At 33.8% G+C, this 25,036-nt stretch carries 21 protein-coding genes; 14 read left to right on the forward strand and 7 right to left on the reverse strand.

Going from position 1 to position 25,036, the window contains the following annotated elements; translation table 11 throughout:
* The first annotated feature begins 83 nt into the window (after positions 1-83).
* On the forward strand, positions 84-1,163 hold the full coding sequence (locus HHX25_RS06725; protein ID WP_169671466.1) for a hypothetical protein: 1,080 nt from the start codon (positions 84-86) through the stop codon (positions 1,161-1,163).
* Between the two features lie 234 nt (positions 1,164-1,397).
* On the opposite strand, the gene HHX25_RS06730 is transcribed toward HHX25_RS06725, so the two are convergent.
* Entirely contained in the window at positions 1,398-2,582 is a 1,185-nt protein-coding gene (locus HHX25_RS06730) for a cytochrome-c peroxidase (RefSeq protein ID WP_169671468.1), read from the reverse strand.
* A 7-nt stretch (positions 2,583-2,589) separates the two neighbouring features.
* Positions 2,590-4,824, reverse strand: coding sequence for a M1 family metallopeptidase (locus HHX25_RS06735; RefSeq protein WP_169671469.1), 2,235 nt, complete (start codon positions 4,822-4,824; stop codon positions 2,590-2,592).
* 127 nt (positions 4,825-4,951) lie between these two features.
* Here HHX25_RS06735 and HHX25_RS06740 point away from each other — a divergent pair, with 127 nt between their 5' ends.
* Positions 4,952-5,479 carry an inorganic diphosphatase gene (locus tag HHX25_RS06740; protein ID WP_169671471.1) on the forward strand — a complete coding sequence of 176 codons (528 nt, stop codon included), beginning with the start codon at positions 4,952-4,954 and terminating at the stop codon, positions 5,477-5,479.
* A gap of 300 nt (positions 5,480-5,779) precedes the next feature.
* Positions 5,780-8,095 carry a sodium-translocating pyrophosphatase gene (locus tag HHX25_RS06745; RefSeq protein WP_169671473.1) on the forward strand — a complete coding sequence of 772 codons (2,316 nt, stop codon included), beginning with the start codon at positions 5,780-5,782 and terminating at the stop codon, positions 8,093-8,095.
* 70 nt (positions 8,096-8,165) lie between these two features.
* Here HHX25_RS06745 and HHX25_RS06750 read toward each other — a convergent pair whose 3' ends face one another.
* Entirely contained in the window at positions 8,166-10,676 is a 2,511-nt protein-coding gene (locus HHX25_RS06750) for a S9 family peptidase (RefSeq protein WP_169671475.1), read from the reverse strand.
* A gap of 38 nt (positions 10,677-10,714) precedes the next feature.
* Positions 10,715-12,043 (reverse strand): sugar MFS transporter, encoded by a 1,329-nt coding sequence (locus HHX25_RS06755; RefSeq protein WP_169671477.1) that lies wholly within the window; start codon positions 12,041-12,043, stop codon positions 10,715-10,717.
* Between the two features lie 259 nt (positions 12,044-12,302).
* On the opposite strand from HHX25_RS06755, the gene HHX25_RS06760 reads away from it, so the two are divergent.
* The 5 genes from HHX25_RS06760 to HHX25_RS06780 all read left to right on the forward strand — a co-directional run bounded on the left by HHX25_RS06760 (position 12,303) and on the right by HHX25_RS06780 (position 16,877).
* Positions 12,303-12,446, forward strand: coding sequence for a DUF5679 domain-containing protein (locus tag HHX25_RS06760; protein ID WP_169671480.1), 144 nt, complete (start codon positions 12,303-12,305; stop codon positions 12,444-12,446).
* Positions 12,447-12,728: 282 nt separating this feature from the next.
* Positions 12,729-13,736 (forward strand): LacI family DNA-binding transcriptional regulator, encoded by a 1,008-nt coding sequence (locus tag HHX25_RS06765; RefSeq protein WP_169671482.1) that lies wholly within the window; start codon positions 12,729-12,731, stop codon positions 13,734-13,736.
* A gap of 344 nt (positions 13,737-14,080) precedes the next feature.
* A complete protein-coding gene (locus tag HHX25_RS06770) occupies positions 14,081-14,233 on the forward strand; it encodes a hypothetical protein (RefSeq protein WP_169671484.1) in 153 nt (50 codons plus the stop codon).
* A 185-nt stretch (positions 14,234-14,418) separates the two neighbouring features.
* Positions 14,419-16,188 (forward strand): tetratricopeptide repeat-containing sensor histidine kinase, encoded by a 1,770-nt coding sequence (locus HHX25_RS06775; protein WP_169671485.1) that lies wholly within the window; start codon positions 14,419-14,421, stop codon positions 16,186-16,188.
* Positions 16,189-16,202: 14 nt separating this feature from the next.
* Complete coding sequence (locus HHX25_RS06780; RefSeq protein ID WP_169671487.1) at positions 16,203-16,877, forward strand: response regulator; 675 nt, start codon at positions 16,203-16,205, stop codon at positions 16,875-16,877.
* Between the two features lie 506 nt (positions 16,878-17,383).
* Here the strand turns inward: HHX25_RS06780 and HHX25_RS06785 are convergent.
* Positions 17,384-17,863 carry a DUF456 domain-containing protein gene (locus HHX25_RS06785; protein ID WP_169671490.1) on the reverse strand — a complete coding sequence of 160 codons (480 nt, stop codon included), beginning with the start codon at positions 17,861-17,863 and terminating at the stop codon, positions 17,384-17,386.
* 158 nt (positions 17,864-18,021) lie between these two features.
* On the opposite strand from HHX25_RS06785, the gene HHX25_RS06790 reads away from it, so the two are divergent.
* From HHX25_RS06790 to HHX25_RS06805, 4 genes are read left to right on the forward strand one after another with little or no spacing between them, the layout of a single operon-like run.
* Complete coding sequence (locus HHX25_RS06790) at positions 18,022-18,384, forward strand: BlaI/MecI/CopY family transcriptional regulator (RefSeq protein ID WP_169671492.1); 363 nt, start codon at positions 18,022-18,024, stop codon at positions 18,382-18,384.
* Between the two features lies 1 nt (position 18,385).
* The gene (locus HHX25_RS06795; RefSeq protein WP_169671494.1) at positions 18,386-19,789 is read left to right on the forward strand and encodes a M56 family metallopeptidase; all 1,404 of its coding nucleotides are present in this window, start codon (positions 18,386-18,388) and stop codon (positions 19,787-19,789) included.
* On the forward strand, positions 19,786-20,931 hold the full coding sequence (locus HHX25_RS06800; RefSeq protein ID WP_169671496.1) for a tetratricopeptide repeat protein: 1,146 nt from the start codon (positions 19,786-19,788) through the stop codon (positions 20,929-20,931). The genes HHX25_RS06795 and HHX25_RS06800 overlap by 4 nt, the downstream gene beginning before the upstream one ends.
* A gap of 41 nt (positions 20,932-20,972) precedes the next feature.
* Positions 20,973-21,449 (forward strand): hypothetical protein, encoded by a 477-nt coding sequence (locus HHX25_RS06805; protein ID WP_169671498.1) that lies wholly within the window; start codon positions 20,973-20,975, stop codon positions 21,447-21,449.
* Between the two features lie 262 nt (positions 21,450-21,711).
* Here HHX25_RS06805 and HHX25_RS06810 read toward each other — a convergent pair whose 3' ends face one another.
* Entirely contained in the window at positions 21,712-22,836 is a 1,125-nt protein-coding gene (locus tag HHX25_RS06810; protein ID WP_169671500.1) for a glycosyltransferase, read from the reverse strand.
* A gap of 2 nt (positions 22,837-22,838) precedes the next feature.
* Positions 22,839-23,807, reverse strand: coding sequence for a lysylphosphatidylglycerol synthase domain-containing protein (locus HHX25_RS06815; protein WP_169671782.1), 969 nt, complete (start codon positions 23,805-23,807; stop codon positions 22,839-22,841).
* 38 nt (positions 23,808-23,845) lie between these two features.
* Here HHX25_RS06815 and HHX25_RS06820 point away from each other — a divergent pair, with 38 nt between their 5' ends.
* The gene (locus HHX25_RS06820; RefSeq protein WP_169671502.1) at positions 23,846-24,487 is read left to right on the forward strand and encodes an outer membrane beta-barrel protein; all 642 of its coding nucleotides are present in this window, start codon (positions 23,846-23,848) and stop codon (positions 24,485-24,487) included.
* On the forward strand, positions 24,484-25,035 hold the full coding sequence (gene ruvC, locus HHX25_RS06825; RefSeq protein ID WP_169671504.1) for a crossover junction endodeoxyribonuclease RuvC: 552 nt from the start codon (positions 24,484-24,486) through the stop codon (positions 25,033-25,035). Before HHX25_RS06820 ends, ruvC begins: the two co-directional genes overlap by 4 nt.
* Position 25,036: the final 1 nt, after the last annotated feature.

Raw genomic sequence — 25,036 nt, forward strand, 5'->3', positions numbered from 1 at the left:
AAATTATAACCATAAACAATCATCAAATCAAATATCAATCAACACATGCTGAAAATCAATTCAGCATAAAAAAACGAACAGTTATGCAAATTATTACTAAGTATTTGGCATTTGCCATATTATGTGTAAGTGTGCAATTAATCAATGCACAAGACACCATTCAAAATGTAAATAATAAAGACAAAATTGAAACTTTAAAAGAAATTAAAGAACGTATTAAAAATGAAGAACGTGATTTTTTAAAGGCTGAGGTCGAGGCTATAAATAAACGGTTAGAAAAAGGAGAGCTTTCCAACGAAGAAGCTAACATATTAAAAAAAGAAGTAGCAAAAAAACGCGCCCTAAATATTGAAAATCGCATAGCTATTATAAATAATAAAATTGCTCTTTTAGAACGAAATGAAGAAGGTTATAAAACAAACGATAGTGAAGATTTATCAAAAATAGGTTTTAGTATTGGAGGCGATGAAGAGAGTTTTGCGGGTATTAAAATTAAAGCCAAAAACAAGCCAAAGAAATACGACCGACGTACTTCCAACGACTTTGTTTTAGCTTTTGGTTTAAACAATGCCATTATTGAAGGCGAAAAATTGGACGATTCTCCTTATAAGTTTGGAGGATCCCGATTTTTGGAATTAGGTTGGGCATGGAAAACACGAGTATTTAATAATACTAATTTTTTACGTTTTAAATACGGGTTCTCTTTTCAAATAAACGGATTAAAACCTGATGATAATAGGTATTTCGTTCAGCAGGGCAATCAAACCATATTAGAGGAATTTCCAGAAAGCCTTAAAAAGTCTAAATTGTCGATTACCAATTTGGTATTTCCTGTTCACTTAGAGTTTGGGCCTTCAAAAAAAATTGAGAATGACACTTATTTTAGATATTCCACCCGAAATCAATTCAAAATAGGTTTAGGAGGATATGCTGGTTTTAATATTGGTACACGTCAAAAACTAAAGTATGAGATGAATGGTGAGCGTATAAAAGAAAAACAGAAGCGTGGCTTTAATACCAGTAGTTTAGTGTACGGATTAAGCGGTTACATTGCTTTTGACGATATGGCGCTCTATGTTAAGTATGACCTGTCACCTATTTTTAAAGATCAAATTGTAAAGCAGAACAATATTTCAATAGGTGTTAGGTTTGATGTGGATTAAAGCAAAATAGTACGAAAAATTAAATAACTTCTCATTTAAAAGTTTTTTTGATACACAGTATTCATATTTAATGTATTAGGCTTTGTTTGTCTTTAGTAAGCAGGTGTAAGGCAAAAAACCACATTCCAGCAATGGAATGTGGTTTTTTATGTGACCGATTTAAGCGTTATGTCTTTAAATGAAAGACATCTAAGGTTGGTCAGTACAGTTATATTTCAAACAGAATAAAAATACTTACTCAATATCTCCGCCAACCATTAAGCCGCTAGGTACGGTTTCTGGTACTGTTTTATCAAAATCATCGTCATTTAATGTATTTAAGAAAGAAATAATTTGATTAAAGTCTTTCATGGCAATAGTTAGATTTTGAGCAAGTGAATCAATTTGGTCAATGTTAACCCCAGGGTTTCTGGTTTTTTTGAATTTTAAGTCTTCATAAAACTCTAACACCTTTTTTAGCGTTGGTAAGGTGCCGTTATGCATATACGGATTCGTAAAACGTAAGTTGCGAAGTGTTGGTGTGCGAAATCCGAACTGTTGTTTAAAGCCATCGTCGACTTTAGTTAGTTTGTCATTTTCAGGAACACTTAAAACATGAATCTTGTAATCGGAAAACATGGGGCCGTTATGGCAATTAATACAGCCTACTTTTTTAAACATCTTAAAACCTTCTTTTTCAGATAATGAGATGGCATCAGCATCGCCACGCATGTATTTGTCGAAACGGGAGTTATTGGTAATTAGGGTTCTTTCGTAAGCAGCAATAGCTTTTCCTATATTTTCAATAGTTATGGTGTTTTCTCCTTTAAAAGACTCTTTAAATAACTTTTTGTATTCAGGAATAGCATTTAATCGAGATACAACTTCGACCAAAATTTCAGTTTCAGAATAGTTTAAACCACGCATTTCTTCCATAGCCTTTATAGGTTCTATCGCTTGGGCTTCTAAACTAGTAACACGGTTGTCCCAGAACATAGGTGATTTTTCTGGATCGTAACGATTTAGGGAATCAATACCATTAAAAGCCGTATTAAGAACAGTATGTGCGTTTCGTTTAACAAAAGGAATTTTATTTGGCATTTTAAAAACGCGTTTATTGCCAAACCCTTTACCGTTAACACCAATAGATAAATCCCTAAACTCTGCAAAACCGTTTGTAGGGTGATGGCAAGTAGCGCAGGCCACATCTTTATTGCCAGATAAAATAGGGTCGAAAAAAAGCAAACGCCCCAGATTGGTTTTTTCCGCAGAGGCAGGATTGTTAGGAGGTGATTTAACTTTTAAAGGAAGGGCATGCACCCTTTGATCTGTTTTGGTAACCGCTACAGTTTTTTTATCATGATTATTACAACTAATCAGTATAAATACACATACTAAAAAAATATTTTTATAAATAGTAGGCAAAGCTTTATAGCTCATTGTTGTTTTAGTTGTTTCCTTTTTTTTCTTTAAAGGCATCAAAATCCGATTGTCCTTTTACTTTTGGAAAGGTATTGTTTTCTCCGTTAGTATCTGCATATTCAAAATTGGGATCTAAATTAACTTCTTTAACTTCTTTTTCCTTTATAAAGGTTTTTTGAATTTCGTACTCGTTTCTACGCCAAACTTCGGCTGGAATGGTATTAACTTCTTTAGTGCCATCAACAAAAACCCATTCAATTGTAATAGGCATCACAAGGCCACCGATATTTTTAACGGTGATTTCATAAATATTTTTGCCAGAAAGTTGTTTGCGTAATTCAGGCTCATTAATCCTTGATAAAAATTGACCATAGGCAGTATCTGGTGTGGCGTTCATGGTGATGGTTTCTGGGCCACTAGAAAAATCTTTAGTTAGCGATTGAATGCCTTTGCCAGAGGTTTCTATCTTTATCTTGGAGCTGTTATTTTGATCCTCAATATTCGAGTTCTCTTCATATACTTTAAACCACTTTACCTGACTTAGTTCCATATCCACATGATCGGTAGTAAAAAACCACCCTCTAAAAAACCAATCTAAATCGGTTGCCGTAGCATCTTCAAGTGTTCTAAATAAATCGGAAGGGTTTGGGTGTTTGTATTTCCATCGATTGGCATATTCCTTAAAGGCTTCATCAAATAACTCTTTTCCAATAATAGAATTACGGAGCATTTGCAGTCCAACGGTCGGTTTTAAATAGAAATTAGCACCAAATTGAGACATAAGCTCACTATCTGAAGTCGTCATGATGGGGCGTAAAATATTTTTGTCACCACTCATAAATGGCACGATGCTTTTAGATGTTACGCTATTAAAACCAGGATAACGCTCTGCGACGGTTCGTTGATGCAAAAATGTATTTAAACCTTCATCCATCCACATCCATTTACGTTCGTCTGAGCTCACAATCATGGGAAACCAGTTATGGCCTACTTCGTGAATAATGGTTCCTATCATTCCCTGTTTGGCGGCAGGGCTTATTTTGCCATTTTTTGGACGGCCTCCATTAAAGCTGATCATAGGGAATTCCATACCAATATTAGACGTGTTTACTGAAATTGCCACAGGGTATGGATAATCGAACGTCGCTTCAGAATATACCTCTAAAGCATGCTTCACGGCTTTAGTCGATTCTTCTTGCCATACGGGAAGCCCTTCTTTGGGATAAAAAGACATTGCCATAACGGTATTGGTGGGCAATTTTACGGCCTGTGCATCCCACATGAATTTACGAGACGAAGCAAAGGCAAAATCCCGAACGTTTTTAGCCTTAAATTTCCATGTTTTTTGTTTTTTAGATTTCTGCTTCTCATTGGCTTCGGCTTCGGCCTGTGTAATAATCATGATCGGCTTTTCAAAAGATTTTCGTGCGGCGTCCATACGCTTACGCTGCGTTTTGGTCAATACAGATTCGCTATTTTGTAGTAAACCAGTAGATGCTACAATATGATCTTCTGGTACGGTAATTTCAACCTCGTAATCGCCAAACTCCAAAGCAAATTCTCCAAGCTTCTGGAATTGCTGATTTTGCCAACCTTCTGTATCGTTATAAACAGCCATTCTAGGAAACCAGTGTGCAATCAGGTAAACGGTATTGTCATCAGAAGGAAAATATTCATAGCCTTCACGAGATAATAAGTACATACTTCTATCGGTAATTGGATAAGACCATGCAATAGAAAAACTTGTAGATTCGCCAGATTTAAGAAGGGTGTTCAATTTAACCTTCATCATGGTGTTGTTAACCATTGTTTTTATATGGTTTCCGTTGGAGTCTTTTACATGTTTAATGGAATAACCAGCTGGGAAATCTATAGCTCTGGTGAGAAACTGCATTTGCCTGGTGGTCATACCGTCTTTTATATTGTTATTTATGGCTCCAAAATCTTCATTCCCTTTTTTGTTGACATTTTGTTCGAGCTGTATCCATAGATAGCTTAAATCGTCTGGCGAATTGTTATAATAGGTAATGATTTCTTCTCCAGTAATAGTGTTGTTGCCTTCGTCTAAGGTTACTTTTATTTTGTAGTTAGCACGTTGTTGCCAATAATCTTTTCCAGGAGCGCCACTGGCTGTTCTGTAGGCGCTTGGCGGTTTGATGAGGTTGTCAATAGGTTCAAATTTACCTTGCCAGGGCTGGGTTTGGGAGCTAATGGGTGATAAATAAAATAGGGTTAAGCATGCAAAAAGAAAACGTCTCATAGTCTTTGGTTATATTATTTGAATTAGTCAGGCACAAGATATGGAATATTAATATAAAACAACCTGATTTTTGTTGCTTAAAGTCTAAGGGTTCAGTACTTTTGTGTCCCTAAATTATTTATAAAATATGACTAAGAAAAAAGATTTAACATTTGATGTGTTAATTGAGATACCTAAAGGAAGTAGAAATAAATATGAATACGATTTTGCGTTGCACAAAATTCGTTTCGACCGTATGTTGTTCTCATCTATGATGTATCCAGGAGATTACGGTTTTATTCCAGAAACATTAGCTTTGGATCAAGACCCTCTAGATGTATTGGTTATGGGAACTGAGCCGACATATCCTATGGTTGTTATGGAAGTTAGACCCATTGGGGTATTCCATATGACGGATGAAAAAGGACCAGATGAAAAAATAATTTGTGTGCCAGTTTCAGACCCAATTTGGAGCAACAATAGAGATATAGCAGATTTAAATCCTCATAGATTGAAAGAAATAGAACATTTTTTTCAGGTGTATAAGGATTTAGAAAAGAAGAAAGTTGATACTGGTGGTTGGGGAAATGCAGAAGAAGCTGCTAAGATTTATCATGAATGTGTGCATCGATATGAAAATAGCGAACACAAGAAAAAAAGAACGTTTACTATTTAGTCGAAATTTTATATTGACTGTTTTAAAAGAAAGCACCCGAGCAAATTATAATTTTGTTCGGGTGCTTTCTTTTTTTAGAAACATAATTGTTGGTAATGTCCTTTTTGGGATACAATTTTATAGTGTAATTTCATTTAAATAGACAAGAAAAAACTAACATATGTCATAGTATTAAAGATAATATATTTAAACAGGGGTTTGAATATATTATCTTTAATTAATAGGGGTTTTTTTTATCACTTATATTTTCCTATTTTTAGCTCCGTTAAAAAATAATAACCAAATAAAGAACTAATTAATATGGAATTAATAGTGAAATTTTTACCAGTGTTTGGGGTCATAGCGTTAGCTTATGTCTTTGTAAAAAGTGCCTGGGTGTCCAAACAAGATCAAGGCGATGAAAAAATGATTAGAATTGCTAAAAACATTGCAGATGGTGCCATGTCTTTTTTAAAGGCGGAATATAAAATTCTATCGGTATTTGTAATAGCTGTTGCAGTTCTGTTATATTTTAAGGGAAGTTCGGAAGTGGGGTCGAATGGTATGGTTGCTGTATCTTTTATAGTTGGAGCTATTTGTTCTGCGTTAGCTGGATTTATAGGTATGAAAGTTGCTACCAAAGCAAATGTACGAACTACAAGTGCTGCAAGAACCTCTTTGGGTAAAGCCTTGGAAGTTGCTTTTGCTGGTGGTGCGGTTATGGGACTTGGTGTTGTAGGACTTGGTGTTTTAGGCTTGAGTGGTCTCTTTATGGTTTATAGTGAAATGGGCTGGGGGATTAACGAAGTCTTAAATGTATTGTCAGGATTTTCACTTGGTGCATCGTCTATAGCATTATTTGCCCGTGTAGGTGGTGGTATTTATACAAAAGCTGCCGATGTTGGAGCCGATTTAGTTGGTAAAGTAGAGGCAGGAATTCCTGAGGATCACCCTTTAAACCCTGCGACCATTGCAGATAATGTAGGTGATAATGTAGGTGATGTAGCTGGTATGGGAGCCGATTTATTCGAATCGTATGTGGGTTCTATTATAGGAACCATGGTATTAGGAGCTTTTATTTTAACGCCAGATTTTAATGGTTTAGGTGCTGTGTATTTGCCGTTGGTTTTGGCGGCCGTAGGTATTATTATGTCTATTATAGGGACCTTTTTTGTAAGGGTGAAAGATGGAGGAAACCCACAAACAGCTTTAAATATTGGCGAGTTTGGCTCGGCAGGTCTTATGGTTATCGCATCTTATTTTATAATTGATAGCATGCTTGCGGGTACTACTGGATTGCCTCATGGCTCACTAGGTGTTTTTATAGCGGTGATTGCTGGTTTAGTAGCAGGTTTGGCTGTTGGAAAAGTTACCGAATATTATACAGGAACAGGAACAAAACCTGTTAATTCTATAGTAAAACAATCTGAAACTGGAGCAGCTACAAATATTATTGCTGGGTTAGGTATTGGTATGATGTCTACTGCCATCCCTATTATATTGATAGCAGCGGCTATTTTAGTATCGCACCATTATGCAGGCTTATATGGTATTGCTATTGCAGCTGTTGGTATGTTGGCAAATACAGGGATACAGTTAGCAGTTGATGCTTACGGACCAATATCTGATAATGCAGGTGGTATTGCCGAAATGGCAGAATTGCCAAGTGAGGTTCGTGAACGTACCGATAAATTAGATGCTGTAGGTAATACAACCGCTGCCATTGGTAAAGGTTTTGCAATCGCTTCAGCCGCATTAACGGCTCTGGCTTTATTTGCCGCTTTTATGAAAACTGCAAACGTAACAGCTATTGATGTGTCACAACCTCAAATTATGGCAGGTTTATTAGTAGGAGGTATGTTGCCGTTTGTATTTTCAGCATTGTCTATGAATGCTGTGGGACGTGCAGCAATGGCTATGATTGAAGAAGTACGACGTCAGTTTAGGGATATTCCTCAATTGAAAGCAGCTTTAGAGGTTATGCGTAAGTATGATTCTGATATGAGTAAAGCGAATGAAGAGGATAGAAAAATATTTGATGCGGCCGATGGCGTAGCAGAATACGATAAATGTGTTGCTATTTCAACAAAAGCATCTATTAAAGAAATGGTATTCCCAGGATTATTAGCTATTGCAGTACCTGTAGCCGTAGGGTTTATTGGAGGTGCAGAAATGCTCGGGGGTTTGCTTGCGGGAGTTACTACTTGTGGTGTACTGATGGCTATCTTCCAATCTAACGCTGGAGGAGCATGGGATAATGCTAAAAAAACTATTGAAGAGCAAGGTAGAAAAGGAACAGATGCTCATAAGGCAGCTGTGGTTGGTGACACTGTTGGTGATCCTTTTAAAGATACTTCGGGGCCTTCTTTAAATATCTTATTAAAATTAATGTCGGTTGTAGCGTTGGTTATTGCACCAAGTATTGCTTTAACATCAGAAGGTGTTGCAGCTTATGTTGAAGAAAAAGCGACTACTGAAGTTCTTGCTTATCAAGTATCTGAAAAAGATGTGACCATTAATGTCATTCGAGCTAAGGAAACTAGTAAGATTGAGAAAGAGGTTGTTATTGAGGATGGTACTTCAATAGCTTACGAAGATGTTGCCACTGTTACTAAAAACTTAAAAAAAGCTAACTAAACTAAATTCAATTATACTAAACTAAGAAGCCATGCTATTTGTTATAGCATGGCTTTTTTATTAGTGTATGCTATTTTCTAGGCTTGTCTCTATTCATTTCTACAATATCGATATTTGCAGCTTCTTTGTCTAATAGATGTTTGCTAAAATGATCAGCTCTGAGCCAAAACGAGTATTCTGTCATGTTTCCAAACCCATGACGTTGTCCAGGCATGATCATAAAATCGAATCGCTTATTTGCTTTAATAAGGGCATTTGCCATTCTAATGGTGCCACCTGGGTGTACATTGTTATCGATATCGCCAGTAATTAACATAAGATGGCCTTTTAGGTTGGATGCTAAAGACTGGTTTTTATCAATCGCATATTCATAAGAAATCTTATTATTGGCATCCTTTTTTTCCTTAACGCCATGATGCGTTTCGCTCCACCAGCTGTTATAAATAGAATTGTCATGGTTTCCAGCTGAAGAGACTGCTGCTTTAAAGAAATCAGGATACACTAACATAGCTGCGGTAGACATGAAACCACCTCCAGAATGTCCATAAATACCAACCTTGTCTATATTGATATAAGAGTGCATTTTAGCCAGTTGCTCGGCTACGTATTTTTTATCTGCGAGGCCGTAATCCCTCAGGTTTCCATAACCGTAATTGTGGTACCATTTCGAACGATTGGGATGCCCGCCCCTATTGCCCAATGTAATCACCACAAAGCCTACTTGAGCCATGCGGTCCAGTCTATCCATTCTAACCGAAAAAGATTTGTTTACGGCTTCTGTTTGCGGGCCTGGATATACATATTCTAATAAAGGGTACTGTTTGGTTTCATCAAAATTAAAAGGTTTGTACATCACGCCATAAATGTCTGTAATACCATCGTCTGCCTTTACCTTAAAAGGTTCGGGGAATTTATAACCTGTAGCAAAGAGCTGAGATAAATCGGCTTCTTCCAAGTTCATAATAACGGTGCCGTTATGGTTTCGAAGCTCAGATTTTGGTGAGGTATTGACCCTGGAGTAGTTGCTTACAAAATACTTGTTAGAATCGGACATGCTCGTTGCTGTGTTATAATCTCCAGGATTGATATTTTTTAAGCCAGAGCCATCAAGATTGATACGATGTAAATGTTCGTAATAAGGGTCCTGGTCTTTAGAAATCCCATTTGCTGTAAAATAAAGCACCCGTGCTTTCTCGTCTATATTGGTGAATCGGTTTGCATGGTAAGCTCCCGAAGTTACCTGACGTTTTAGGTTGCCGTTTACATCATACAAGTAAAAATGCGCCCAACCGTCACGCTCAGACCAATGGAGCAGTTCTTGTTCATTATTGAACAATACCAAAGGTCTTGATTCAATATAGGTGTTAAATCGTTCTTCAATTAAAACGTTTACATCGCCAGAGTTGATATCGGCTACACAGACATCCAGTTTTTTTCGGTCTCGGCTAATGGTGTTAAAATAAATTTTTCCTTTTTTAGAAAGTAATAATGATGGTTGAAATTCATCATCCCTGTTCGATTGTTTTCTGGGTGCCCTGTGAACTGAGATGCCTTGTTGTTTTGTGGTATCTAATTTTACACTGACAACCGATTTAGAGGGCATATCGAAAACCAATAATTCTTGCTTGTAAAATTCCTGTTCTCCTGGCATATGGTATTTGTAGGTTTCCAGGGTAGGACGTTTTTTGGCAACTGAGTTAATGACCCATAAATCCTTGATGTGTCTGGAATCAGATTTTGTAAACACAAATTTCTTGGAATCATGGGACCAAATACCGCGAATTTTTTTCCTGTCGTTTTTCTTTTTCTCTTTGGTTTCATTATTTTCTCCACGGTTAGAGCCTCCATAGCCATAGTACTCTACACCATCGGTAGTCCATTGATTTTCTACAATAGTAGAGTCTTTTTCATCTTTAACGGCTTTTAAAAAATTAGCTTTATCCATCCAAAACAAGTTGTAGTTTTTGGAGAATAACACAATAGTACTATCTGGTGAGATATTGGCCCATTTTTTCCATGGCTCTTTTTCTTTCTTTTTATTATCAATGACAGTTAGAGAATTGCCACCTAATTTATATTCAAGATGGTATACTTTTTTCTCCATTTTAGGCGCCTTATTTTTTTTCTTTTTTGTGGCAGAAGAGTCATTTTCAACAGTTTTATCATCTTCAATAACTTCAACTTCTTCTGTAGAAGTGACCCTAAAGCGAATTGCTGTTTCATTTTTAACGAACTTAAATTTAAAACGGGGTAAATGTTGTGCATCATAAGGATCTTTTGTGATTTCCGTTAGCCACTTTGCCATTTTTTCATTGTCGAACAATTTTGATTTCGATTTCGTATCGGCATTTACCAGATAATAGTTAGAGCCAGCTGTAGTCTTGTATTGATACCAAAAACGATTGCCTCTTTTTAGCCAATGGGGGCTTACTTTAGTAGAGTGCACTAACTTGGCAAGGTTTTTTGGAGAAAATTGTGAGGCTAAACGGTAATTAGGTTTTGGTATTGTTGCACTAGTATCTTGGGCTGAAATTGAATTTATACTTAAAAAAAGAATAAATAACAAAGTAATGTTTTTCATTGTTTGGTTGTATTTGTTTGTTGGGTGTGAATGATTTTTTATGCTTTTTTTAGACCTACTTTATGTCCCCAAAAGGCATAATATAAAATAATGAGATAACAAGGGAGTAAGATCCAATAGCCGCTGGAAGCAGATTCTGCTATGGCAGACGCTTCTTCAATACCGCTAGTTAATAATTGTTCTTTTTTTGCATCAACAATGGCACCGTACAAAGGTGGTATAATAGCGCCCCCAGAAATGGCCATAATGAGTAGTGCAGATGCCGTTTTGGTAAATTTCCCCAATCCTTTTAAAGTAAGTGGCCAAACAGCTGGCCAAACCAAAGCATTGGCGATTCCTAATGCCGCTACAAAAAGTACCGATGTAAACCCTGTAGAAAATACAATGCAAAATGATAGTATAATCCCCAAAGTAGCACTGGCTTTTAGGGCGAACGATTGGCTCATGTATTTAGGAATTAAAATCACGCCCAAAGCATAGGTAGCAACCATGGCGAGTAAGGTAAATGATGTGAAAAATTGAGCTTGGCTCACGGGGAGGTTTAAAGAAATACCATAAGCTATGATAGTGTCCCCTGCTATAACTTCTACGCCCACATAAACAAACAATGCCAAGACGCCTAGCCATAGGTGTGGGAATTGGAAAATACTTGTCTTTGCCGTTTCTCCTTCTTTAGACGTATCAATAGGTGCTGCCTCCACATGAGGTAAAGGTGCTTGTCTTATTAAAATGCCTAAAAGGAATAGTACGATGGCCATGACTATGTATGGAGTTACAACGCTATCTGCCATAGTATTTAATAATTCTGCTTTTTCTGTATCTGAAACGGTACTTAATTTATCTTTTATATCATCAATGCCAGATAGCAGAATTGCACTAAAAATTAATGATCCTAACCCTCCTGCTACTTTGTTTGCTATTCCCATTATAGAAATTCGTTTAGCAGCACTTTCTATGGGACCTAAAATGGTAATGTAAGGGTTTGATGCTGTTTGTAAAAGCGTCATACCTGTACCTTGAATAAAAATACCTGTTAAAAACATCCAATAGGTTCTTGCTTCGGCTGCTGGAATAAAAACCAAAGCCCCTAGGCCCATAATAACCAACCCGAGCGACATGCCTTTTTTATAACCAATTTTATTGATGATATAAGAAGACGGCAAAGCCATAACAACAAAAGAGATGTAAGACGCAGAGGCCACAAGATAAGATTGCGCATCGGTTAATTCGTTAATGGTTTTCATAAAAGGAATAAGAGCGCCATTAATCCATGTTACAAACCCAAAGATAAAGAAGAGTCCAGCAATAATCATTATTGGAATTAATGTGCTGTTCTTTGATGCTGATAATTGATTTGTGCCAGACATAATTATTAATTGGTATTAATGATTTAATAATATTGAGTTGATCGCATAAATATATTATTAGATAACCATCTAACCAAGGTATTCTATGAGAAAGATTTAGGGAATAACTTGTGCTTAATTGATAAGAGTTTGAAAATCAAAACAATAAATTTTGTTTTTTGTTTAATATGTAGTTTTAGTACTACGTATTGGTTTGCTAACACCAACAATTAAACCTACATTTATAGAGTTAAAGTTTTAACAAATAAAATTTAAAACCATGGAAGGATATTGTGTAAAGTGTAAAGACAAAAAAGAAATTAAAAATGCAAATGAAGTGACTATGAAGAATGGCAGAAAAGCTATAAAAGGGATTTGTCCAACGTGCGGCACAGGTATGTTTAGAATACTAGGGAAGTCTTAAATCTAGGAAGTTACTAGTTTTTTTGATCTTACCCGCCTATTTAATTGTGTAAAATTTTTACTCATGTTTGATTATTGTCTATCAAATTTGATACATTTCTATTTAAAATTATTTTCTACACATGTCTGTCTTTTTCTTTCCTATAAACGATTGATTTTAATTGACGATAGTTCTTTAATTCTACTTTATCCATATATTAAAAGATACTCAATCTTTTTAACTAGACTATTAACAAAGAGTAATTTTGTAAATTGCGATACTTATAATATATATGTAAAGGGTATGGTTACTTTAAAACAGTTGGCAAAAGAATTAAACGTTTCTATTTCTACGGTTTCGAAAGCATTGAATAACAGTGAAGAAATTGGCGAGGATACGGTTAAACGTGTTAAAGAGTTAGCCGAATTATATAATTATAAGCCTAATAAAGTTGCCTTAAGCTTAAAACAAAACAAGACTAAAACCATAGGTGTTATAATCCCAAACATCCTTAATCATTTTTTGGCTAAAGTTCTTTTTGGTATTGAAAGAGAAGCCACCAATTTGGGATATAATATCATTACATGTATTTCTAACGAATCTTTAGAAAAAGAAAAAGAAAGCCTTTTGTTGCTTGCTAATGGCAGTGTAGATGGGTTTATATTATCGGTTGCCGAAGAAACCCAAATTAAAAATGAAATAGACCATTTTAAGAAGACCATTAGTCAGGGGTTGCCAATTGTCATGTTCGACCGGGTAGCCCATGATGTATTATGTGATAAAGTTATTGTAGATGATTTTGATGCGACCTATAATGCTACCAAGGGGCTACTTCTTGAAAATCGTAAAAACATAGCCTTTATTAGTAATATTAACGATTTAAGTGTTGGTAAATTAAGAGAAAGAGGCTATAACAAGGCTATACTGGAAGAAAACAACCAAACACCTTTGGTTTTAAAAATAAAAAAGAAGGACGACCATCAGAAAAAAATAAAATCTTTCCTTAAAAAGAATAAAACAGTAGATGCTGTTATCGCTGCAGATAGTTCTTCGGGTATTATTGCCATAAATACGGCGATTAATTTGGGTTTAAAAGTACCCAAAGATATTTCTGTTATAGGCTTTGCGAGCAAGGCAGATTCTATTCATTCGCTTCCAAGATTGACAACCATTAGGCAGCATGCTAAAATTATCGGAGCCCATGCAGCTCAATTGCTAATTAATAGGTTGGAAAACATGCATTTAAACGAAGATGTAAAGACAAAAATTATTAAAACAAGTCTTGTTAAAAGCAAATCTACACTCAAATAGTTTTTAACAGGTTATCAACAGTTATTTTGAGTCAATTGTCTTTTCATCGTAAAAAACATACATTTTATCGATTATATTTTATTGGAAGATGCAGTTTAACGATTTTTACTGCGTCTTAGAGTTCGCCCCAACAATCCCTAAGTTCTTCAAAGACGAATTAATCTGTATTATTTTTCCCTCAAAAACATTTTTAAAAAATCAGAGCATTTTTGCGCATTTGATTTTAAGTTAATTATCCGTTTTTTCCCTCGCCCAAGACTCATTTTTGTGTCTTTGGTCAACAATTTTGTATTAGAATAATTAGAGAAAAATAGTAATAATAATAACCTTAAAATCAAAAAATTATGAAAGCCCTAAAAATTACTTTATTCGTAGCGTTTATTTTTGCAACATTAGTATCATGTACAAAACAAGATTTAAATGAAGATGATGTGTTAAGAGCAGGTGATGATACTGAAATGCCTACGCCATATACTGGTGGAGATTTGGATAATTAAAAATATAGCCCAAATTATTAAGTTAAACTCTGTACATTGATGTATAGAGTTTTTTTTGTTCAAAAATATAGATACATTTGAAGGTCTGTTAATCCCTTATTAATTCTAATTTGTTGAAAACAAACCTAATTTATATCATAGTTTTTTCTATCTGGTGTCATTCTTATGGACAGAATAACATAGACTTGGATAGAATAGATTCTTTAAAGCAGGCAGTATTAAATTTAAAACCTTCTGACTCATCTTCAATTGCTGATATTAATTATTCTATAGGAGATATATACAGAAAAAACACAAGATTTACCGATAGTGCTTTTATTTATTATTACAATGCAGAAAAAATATACAGGAGTATTAATAACAAATTTAAGTTGGCAAAAGCATTGTATGGCATTTCGGTTATATTGAAAAATGAGAAAGAGTTTACGGAAAGTGAAGTTATTTCTGCTCAAATATTGACACTTTTGGAATCAATGGAACAAAATAATTCAGTACTTGAGTTGAAATCATATGTGTATAATAACCTAGGAATTGTTTTTAAGGAGTTAGATGAATTTGATGAAGCTGTGGTCTATCACAAAAAGTCACTAAAATTAAAAAAGAAAATTAATATAAAGAATAAAGACTTAATAGTAAATAGCTCTATAGTAAATTTAGCAAATACGTACAAGAAGGCAGGTAAATATAAATTGGCAATAAACTATTATGAGCAAATTTTAAAAAATAAAAACTTAATTGATAAATATCCTTATGTATACTCTCTGGTATTGGATAATTATGCGCATACTTTATATTTAGCTAAAGAAACAGAAAAGCTGCCTAAGTTATATATTAAAGCTTTAAGGGTAAGTGATAGTATTAGTAGTCAAGGATATAATTCAATTATAATAAACCAACATTTGGCTGAGTATTATCATGATTATGAGAATAAAGACTCTGCTTTATATTATGGTTACAAAGCAAAAGAAATTTCAGAAAAATATCATAATGATGATTTGCTTAAATCGTTGATGTTGCTTTCAAGAATAGAAGATGACAGTATGGCTTTAGTTCATTCACATGATTATATTAAACTTAATGATAGTTTGCAAAAAAATGAACGTGCTGTAAGAAACAAATTCGCCAGAATCCGTTTTGAAACCCAACAAATAGAAAGAGAAAATATTCGAATTACCAAAGAACGTTTATGGCTTTTAATCATTTCGGTGGTCGTGGTTATTTCTTCTTTACTGCTATATATGGTAATTATGCAACGAAATAAAAATAAGGAACTAAAGTTTATACAAAAGCAGCAAGAAACCAATGAAGAGATTTATAACCTGATGCTCTCACAAAACGAAAGTATTGAAGAAGCACGAACGCAGGAGAAAAAACGTATTTCTGAAGAGTTGCACGATGGTGTTTTAGGCCGCTTATTTGGTACCCGTTTAAGCTTAGATAGCTTAAATATGAGCAACAGTACTGAGGCTATAAAAACCAGAGGGCAGTATATAGACGAACTTAAGGAGATTGAGCAGGATATAAGGAAGGTGTCACATGAGTTAAATACCGATTTTGTATCTGGTTCTGGATTTATAGACATTATAAAAACATTTTTGGAAACCCAAACGGCGGCCTATAATCTTAATTATAAATTGGTGCACGATGATGACATTAATTGGGATGAGGTCTCCAATAAAAATAAGATTCATACCTACAGAATTATACAGGAATCCCTCCATAATATACATAAACATGCCCATGCAACGGAGGTAAATATTAGTTTTAAACTAAAAAATAATGTAATTTGCTTAAAAATGAGCGATAATGGTTCAGGGTTCGATGTCAATAAAGCAAAGTCAGGTATTGGTTTAAAGAATATGAATTCCAGAATAAACGAAATAAGTGGGAGTTTAAATATAACCTCAAAAATAGATGTAGGAACTACTGTCACTATAAAAGTCCCCATTACCTAAAACGAAATATCATTATGATAGAAAAATTAAAAATATTAATGATTGATGATCATCCAATGATTATTGAGGGGTATCAAAACACCTTGCTTTTCACTAAAAAGGAAAGTCAGGAACTCGATATTGATATTGCTAATAATTGTGATGAAGCCATTGCCTACATGGATAAATCAATTGAAAATGAAACCCCTTACGATGTGTTGTTTGTAGACATAAGCTTACCACCCTCTGCTGATGGGCTCATGAATTCTGGTGAAGATCTGGCAGAATATGCACGTCGGATTTTACCAAGATCTAAGATTATCATATTAACCATGTTTAATGAATCTTTTAGGATTCATAATATTATTAAAACGATAGATCCTGAGGGATTTTTAATTAAAAGTGATTTAACGTCCAGTGAACTCGCGAGTGCTTTTCAAGCGGTTCTTAACAATCCACCATTTTATAGCGGTACCGTAAGCAGCCATATTAGAAAAACCATTACAAGCGATTTGGTTATAGATGATAAAAACAGAAAAATACTTCATTTGCTATCCCAAGGTGTGAAAACTAAAAATTTGGCATCCCATCTGGATATCTCCTTAAGTGCTGTAGAGAAAAGGAAAAAACACCTAAGAGAGATCTTTGAAGTTAGTGACGGACAGGATGAAACTTTATTAAATGAAGCAAGGAAAAAGGGCTTTGTTTAGTTAAAATGTGAGGGTTGGATTACTTTTTTTGAAAAAATACTACTTTTTTACCCTCTGAAAACCGTTGATATACTTAAAAACTACCATTTACCCGTAATAGTGTTACGGGTTTCCCGCAGTTGAAAGACAATACTTATGGCTATATTTACAATATCAACACTTCTAAAAATTAATTAATCCCTCAATTTTTTTTGTTGATAATAGCAATTTACAAGCCCTATGGAGGTGAGAGACCCATAGGGTTTCTTCTTTTTATATGGTTGAATCATTATATATTAGATGCTAGACTTTGAGGATCAAGATAAAGACTTGTGCACTAAAAATATCCTTTCTTTCAATGTTACATTAAAACAGTGACAAAAACTTAAGGCAAAACTCGAAAATATGAATCGGGCTTTGGGAGGATTACATCAAAATAGAGTCTCAGTTTGATCAGTCCATTAAATGAATCAACGATTTGACATTTAATATGGGTTCTAATGGGTACAAGCTCATTCGAGTACTAATTAACCTAAAAGGAATCCTATGTAAAAGCCCAGATAAATAATAGCCGTAATAAACTTTATAAATGTAGAGGTTATAAAGCCAATAAAAGATCCAAAAGCAGCTTTTGTAGCGGTTTTGGTATCATTTTTATTTAAAAGCTCTCCAATTAATGCCCCCAAAAAAGGACCAAAAATAATACCACCAGGAAAGGGAATTAAGAGCCCTACTATAAGCCCAATGGTGGTCCCCACCATACCATATTTGGTACCGCCAAATCGTTTCGTACCAATAGCAGGGATAATATAATCTAACACCCAAATAAGTACGGCAACAATTAATGTGATAATTAAAAATGATTTACTCATTGTTATAGAATCGGCGAAGTAAAGTATTAAGAGTCCAACCCAACTTGTTAAAGGCCCAGGCAATACAGGTAAAAAACTGCCTATAATGCCCAGAGCCATAAATAAAGCAGCAATGATAATTAAAATAATATCCATATAAGTATTTGTATTCTAACTATTAGACGTGACAAGTGGGCAAATGTTACATTTTAAACTAAAAAATTAGTTTAAACTAATTTTTTAGTTATATTTGTTGAACTAAAAAGTTAGTTGAAAAAAGATTTGAGTTTTAGTGACTATTAAAAAATGTTAAAATGAAACAACTTACTAAGGCAGAAGAAGATATCATGCAGATACTTTGGGAATTGAAAAGAGCCAATGTTAAAGCTATAATAGAGCAATTCCCCGAACCTAAGCCAGCTTATAATACAGTGTCTACCATAGTTAGAATTTTAGAGAGTAAAGGGGTTGTAGATTATGAAAAAGAAGGGAAAGGGCATGTTTATTTCCCGTTGATGGCTAAACAAGATTATAGCAATCAGTCGATTAATAAATTAGTTGACAACTATTTTCAAGGGTCTTTTAAGAGTATGGTATCCTTTTTTGTAAAGAAAAATGACATGAATATTAAAGATTTGGAATCTATTTTGAAAGACATTAATAGGAAAGATACATAACATGGTACAGTATATAATCAATACAATAGCGTTTCAGTTATTCTTTCTAATTATTTATGACTTGTTTTTAAAGAAAGAAACATTTTTTAATTGGAATCGGTTTTATCTCATTGGAACCTCGCTTTTAGCATTAGTAATTCCTTTCATTAAAATAAACCGTCTTAAGGAAGTACTCCCTCAAGAATTTATGTTTAGCTTACCAGAGATTATTGTTGGGAATACATCCTCAACGAATACCAATGCTTTACCTTCAGGTTCTGTTTTAATGACTTCAAAATCTTTATGGTCTTGGGAAACAGTTTTATATATAGGCATGTTATTGGCGACATTTTTATTACTGTTTAAAGTAGCCAAATTGGTTCTAATAATTTCCAAAAATCCTAAAAGTAAAATCGGTAATTTGTTTGTTGTTAGCTTGCTAAATAGCCATGCCGCTTTTTCGTGTTTCCACTATATCTTTTTAGGAGAACAAATAAATGAAAAAGATAAGGCTGCCATTTTGAAGCATGAAATGGTACATGTTAAACAAAGACATACACTAGATCTATTATTTTTTGAAGCACTACGTATTCTATTTTGGTTTAACCCTTTGGTGTATATGTACCAAAGCAGAATGATGCAACTTCATGAGTTTATAGCAGACAAACAGGCTATAGAAAATCAAAATAAAAAAGACTACTACGAAAATTTGTTGTCTCAGTTTTTTCAAACTAAAAATATATCATTCATCAATCCATTTTTTAAACAATCATTAATCAAAAAACGAATCGTTATGTTACAAAAATCGAAGTCAAAAAAAATTAATCTATTGAAGTATGCTCTTTTAGTTCCTATGATTATGGGGATGTTAATTTATACTTCTTGCGGCACCCAAAAAAGTGTAAAGAGGGAAGAAGTACCATTAACAGATCAAATTAATCAATTAAAATCTGCCATCGAACATAAAGGAGAAATTACATCAGAAGAGGAAAAACAAGCTATGAAAAACTTGTCGGTAGTATTAAATAAAACAAAATATGCCAATCGAGGCGTTGTTCCTTTTTCAGTTTTAGATCGCGCACCAATATTCCCCGAGTGTAAGGATGTGGATATAGCTAAACAAAAAGCTTGCTTTTCTAGAATGGTGTCAGAGCATGTAAACAGGAACTTTAATACTAAGAAAGCAGACAGTTTAAATTTAAAAGGTAGGCAGCGTATCAATGTCATTTTTAAAATTAATAAAGAAGGCGGTATCGTTGATGTTCGCTCCAGAGCACCGCATAAAGCATTGGAAGCTGAAGCTGTTCGCGTTATAAAAACACTTCCTAAAATGGTGCCAGGAGAGTATGAGGGAAAGAAAGTTAATACATTTTATTCGTTACCAATAATTTTTGAAGTTAAATCCTTAGATAAAGAAAACGGATGATTAGAACGTCCTTATTGCTGCTGTTAATATTATCATTTAAAACCGAAGCACAAACTTCGGTTTTAAATATAGCAGATAGTTTATATGCATATGGTAATTACTCTAAAGCCATAGAGCAATATAAAACCTTGGAAAACCAATCTGAAGTTTTTGATAAAATAGCGAGAGCTTACACAGCTATTGGTAATTATGATGAAGCATTAAAATATTACAAAATAAAAGTAGAGGCGACGCCTAAAAATATGCTTTTAAAATACGAATATGCTAAATTGCTTTCTAAAACTAAAAAGTACGAAACAGCTGCACATGTGTTTAATAATTTGGTTTCTATGGATAATAAAAATCCCAATTACCATTATGAGCTCGGTTTGGTGTTAGAACAGCTTAAAGACTCTACAGCAATTCATAGTTTTCTTTCCGCTTATGATTTAGACCAAACATACCAAAAAGCTATTTATAAAGTGGCTAAGTATTACCTTAAAAAGAGGAAGCATCAGTTCGTAAATAAATATATTGATAAGGGACTCGAAACCTATGCAAACAATGTGAAATTAATAGGTCTTAAAGCCCAAAATTATTATTGGCAACAGTATTATAGAAAGGCTGTTATTTGGTTTGAAAAGCTCATTGAACTTGGTGAGTCTTCAGAGTTTATTCATGAAAAACTTAGTGTATGTTACTATAAAATCTATGAATTTGAGAAGGCTATTGAGCAGCGAAAACTGGTATTAAAATATAATAAGAATGATGTAGCATCTCTATATGTCATAGGAACATATTATTATGAACTTAACGATTTTATTAATGCGGAAAAATATATAAAACAATTCCTGGCGTCGAAAGATTTGCCCTTGGATGCTGAGTATTCAAAATTGGCTAATATATTAAATAGGCAAAAAAAGTATAGTGAATCTATCGAAATACTAAAAAAGGCAATAAAAGAAAACCCCGACAATAAAGGAACACACTTTTTTTTATTAGTAACAAAGGATGCCTATTATGCAGATTTAGATACAAAACTTGAAATGTATAATAAGTTCAAAAAGAAATACCCATCTGGGTTCCATACTGAATATATTGATAGACGCATCAGTGAGTTAAGGGAAGAAAAGTTTATGAAGGATGGGGTAAAAAGCAATTAAAATGTAAAAAAATTGTACATTTCGGTTTTCAGATGTAATCCATGAAACAGATTTGTGCTTTTTTAGTAATCATATTGCTTACTTCTTGTGAGTATTTCAATGTGAAAAAAACATCTTCTGAAGCCATATTGAATGAAGAATTAGAAACTTTTAACTGGAATGATGTTGATGAATACCCGTCCTTTTCTTCGTGTGACTCTGTATCTTCCAAACAAGAAAAAAAACAGTGCTTTACAGATATTTTAACAGGCCATATATTTGAATACCTACAGGACGAAATCATTATTGTAACCCAGGATATTAATGATACGATAGACTTAAAACTTCAAATATCCAACACAGGAGAGATCACTTTATTAGAGTCTGATGTAGACAGCCTAACTGTAAAGGAAATACCAAATATTAATGATTTGTTAGTTCGTAGTTTAGATACATTGCCTAAAATATTTCCAGCGATAAAACGCGGGCAACAAGTTACGACAGAATTTAAATTACCAATTATTATTGGTGTGGATTGATACTATTTAATGTGGTTTTTTGTATAATTGAGCATAATCCTCGATAAGCTCGGATCGACATTAGATCATTCAATTGTCAAACTAACTAAATGAAAAGCATCATTGAATAGAAAGACAAATAAAAATTAGCCTGTCTTGCTAAGTACTTCGACTTAGCTCAGCACAAGCTTTGTCGAAGCATATTTTGACGCCTCAGTTTCAAATATATTCACTTTTATATCTTGTGCACTGCCGATGTACGTCAGAAGATATTAAACTCACGTTATTTTTTAAACCTCCTACCCTTCCATTTATAGGTTCTAAAAAGCGATGTAAAAGCGATATAGAAACTAAAAAAGGGGTATAAAATAAACCCTAAGATAAAATTTCTTAAAACTGCTTTCTGATTAAAAAAAACGGCCGACTTATAAATTAGAAAGAAATCAATATTGAATTTTATTATTAAAATATAACTCAGGATTTTAAAATTAAAAAGACCTAGGAGCGCTAATAATAATGTTAAAATAATTAAGCCGTTCATAAGTAAAACAATACCTCCGGTAAATTTTCCAAACCCATTATTATAGGCGCTTGTTTTCGCAGCCCAACGAACACGTTGCGATACTAAATCTTTCCACGATGGTTGTGTTCGCGTTTTTACTATAGCATTCTCGCATTTTAAATAATGAAGTTGTTCGGGATATGTTTTTGCTACTTTTTCAAGTAGAAAAATATCATCGCCACTTGCAATATCTGTATTACCTTCAAAACCGTTTAATTCTTGAAACAGTGCTTTTTCGTATGCGAAATTAGCACCATTACACAGAAAGGGCTTATGGATGCCAAAACTTCCTATGGTAGTGCCCTGTAAGCTTAAAACGTCTAGCAATTGAAATTGATCTAGAAAATTAGGAGCGTAAGTATAGGTGATTGGAGCAACGATACATTTTGAATTTGTTTTTTGAATCCATTCATCAAAACTATCGAGCCAATATTTTGGTAGTACACAATCGGCATCTGTTGTTACAATCCATTTGTTTTTAGCATGATGGATTGCTGTCGTAATGGCATCTTTTTTAGGAGCATTGGAAATTCTTTTGTTCTTAATAACCTTTATATCTTTTCGAACATTGGCGAGAAACCCCGTAATCAGGTCAACAGATGCATCATCAGAAGCATCGTCAACAAAAATAACCTCAAATAAATGATCTGGATATTCCAATTCATTTATAGATTCCAATAGATGTGGTAAATTTTCAACTTCATTTCTAAAAGGAATGATAACAGAAAATGTTGTTTTAGAAGGCGCATCCTCTAGTTTGAATGGCTTAACCTTATCAAAACCAAAAACGAAACCCCCAATTAAAAATAAATAGCTTATAGTAATAATAATGCTTGTTAAAACCATAACTAATCGGTGTCTTTAGGTAAATTAAAGTTAATGACGTAATAGCTTCCTAAAATACTTGGTAAAACAAAATTCAACAACCACATGATAGTGATCGTACTTAAAACAGTAATTTCATTAATACCTAATATGCCAAATAGGTAAATAGCGACACTACCTTTTATAATAACATCAAATATAAAAATGGAAGGGATTATCGAGGCCAACAGATACATGGAAGTAATAATGACCATTGTATTAATATATGTTATGTCACTTCCGAAGAGCCATAATAAAAGATAAAATTGAAATGAAAAAATAAGATAGCGAAGTATGGATAAAAATAGTGCTATGACACTGGATTTTTTAGGAAATCCCAAAATAAAGTGTTTAATTTTTTCTAAAGAAAACCCTTTAATAGTGAACTTTGTTTTCTGTAAGCCATAACCAATTAAAATAATAATAAGAATGCCTATTAAAAGACATTGAACAAATTTGTAATAATTAACATTTATTGAATATTTAGATATAAAGAAGTAAAGGCCTATAACTCCAAAAACAGTGGTGACTAACATTTGCATCATATTCCCTAACAAATTAATTAAAAGTATGCGCTTCCTATAATTGGAAGTATAATAAATGGCTTTGGCACCATATTCACCAATTCTATTGGGAGTAAATAATGAAGCTGTTAAGGACCCCAAACTTTGTTCGAAAGCATTTTTGAAGCTTATTTTTTTTATAGGAACTACCAACGTTTGCCATTTTAAAATTTCAAAAAACCAATTGAAAAATGTCAAAAAGAGTAATAAAAGAATATTTTTGAGTAAAAAGATATCTTTTTTTAATAAAAAAGTAATAAAAGTATGAAAATCCAGTTCTGGATTATTTACTAGTTTTTGGTATATAAAATAAAAAGCACCACAGACAACACCCAATTTAATAAGCTCAAAAAAGAATTGTTTAGTTTTGTATGGCAACATGTAAGTAATATACCGATTAAGAATGCAAATTAAATCATTATTACATTATGATCTCAAATTTAAAAATTTATAAAAAGACCTTTTATGCCATAGCTTTTATGCTGAGTTGCTTTGTGTCTGTTTCTCAAGGCGATACCAGTACTATAAAAGCACAATTTGCATTAGGCCTGAACAGTCCGTCAAAAAATGGATTTGTAAATGGCTTTGAGGGGAAGACTTCTAATTTTCCAACAGTAAACTTAGGTATTCAGTATATGTTTAAACCTATACTTGGTGTAAAATTAGACTATAGCTTTAGTAGAATATCTAATAAAAAAGATGCGCAGGCGTTTAAACTTAATTACTCCCGTATCAATTTACAGGCTGTTTATAACCTTAATAGAATATTTAATTTATCCCAAAACAAAGGGCTGTTTGTGCATGCTGGACCAGGATTGTCAACGGTAAAGCCTTTGGGGAATTTCACTCAGAATAAAGCATCGTTTTTGAATGCTATGACAGGTGTAGAGTTACATTTTGGAATTTCAGATAAGCTTTCTGTTTATACAGATGTTTCATATATCCATGGGTTTGCAAAAGATTTTAACCCGATATCGGATGGATTCGGAGCATTTAATGGTAACCTTTTAACATTAACAATAGGAGCTTCTATATCGCTTAGTGGGTGTTATTATTGTGAACAAAGATGACCAGAGAAAAAATTATTTTAGGTATTGACCCAGGTACCACCATTATGGGTTTCGGGCTTATAAAAGTTGTGGGGAAAACCATGAAATTTTTACAGCTTAATGAGCTCGATTTAAGAAAGTACGATGACCATTACTTAAAGCTAAAACTTATTTTTGAACGTACTATTGAGCTTATCGATACCCACAACCCAGATGAAATTGCTATTGAAGCACCCTTTTTTGGAAAAAATGTACAAAGTATGCTAAAGCTGGGGCGTGCTCAAGGTGTCGCAATGGCAGCAGGTCTAAGCAGGGAAATTCCTATTACAGAGTACCTTCCTAAAAAGATAAAAATGGCCATAACTGGTAATGGAAATGCCAGTAAAGAACAAGTTGCTAGAATGTTGCAAAGTGTGTTGGGGTTGAAAACCTTGCCTAAAAACTTAGATGCTACCGACGGTTTAGCAGCAGCAGTTTGTCATTTTTATAACTCAGGTAAGGTTAGTGTTGGTAAGAGTTATACGGGATGGGATGCTTTTGTAAAACAGAATCCTGATAAAATAAGATAAT

The organism is Flavivirga algicola (assembly GCF_012910715.1).
In the GTDB taxonomy this organism is placed as follows: Bacteria; Bacteroidota; Bacteroidia; order Flavobacteriales; family Flavobacteriaceae; genus Flavivirga; species Flavivirga algicola.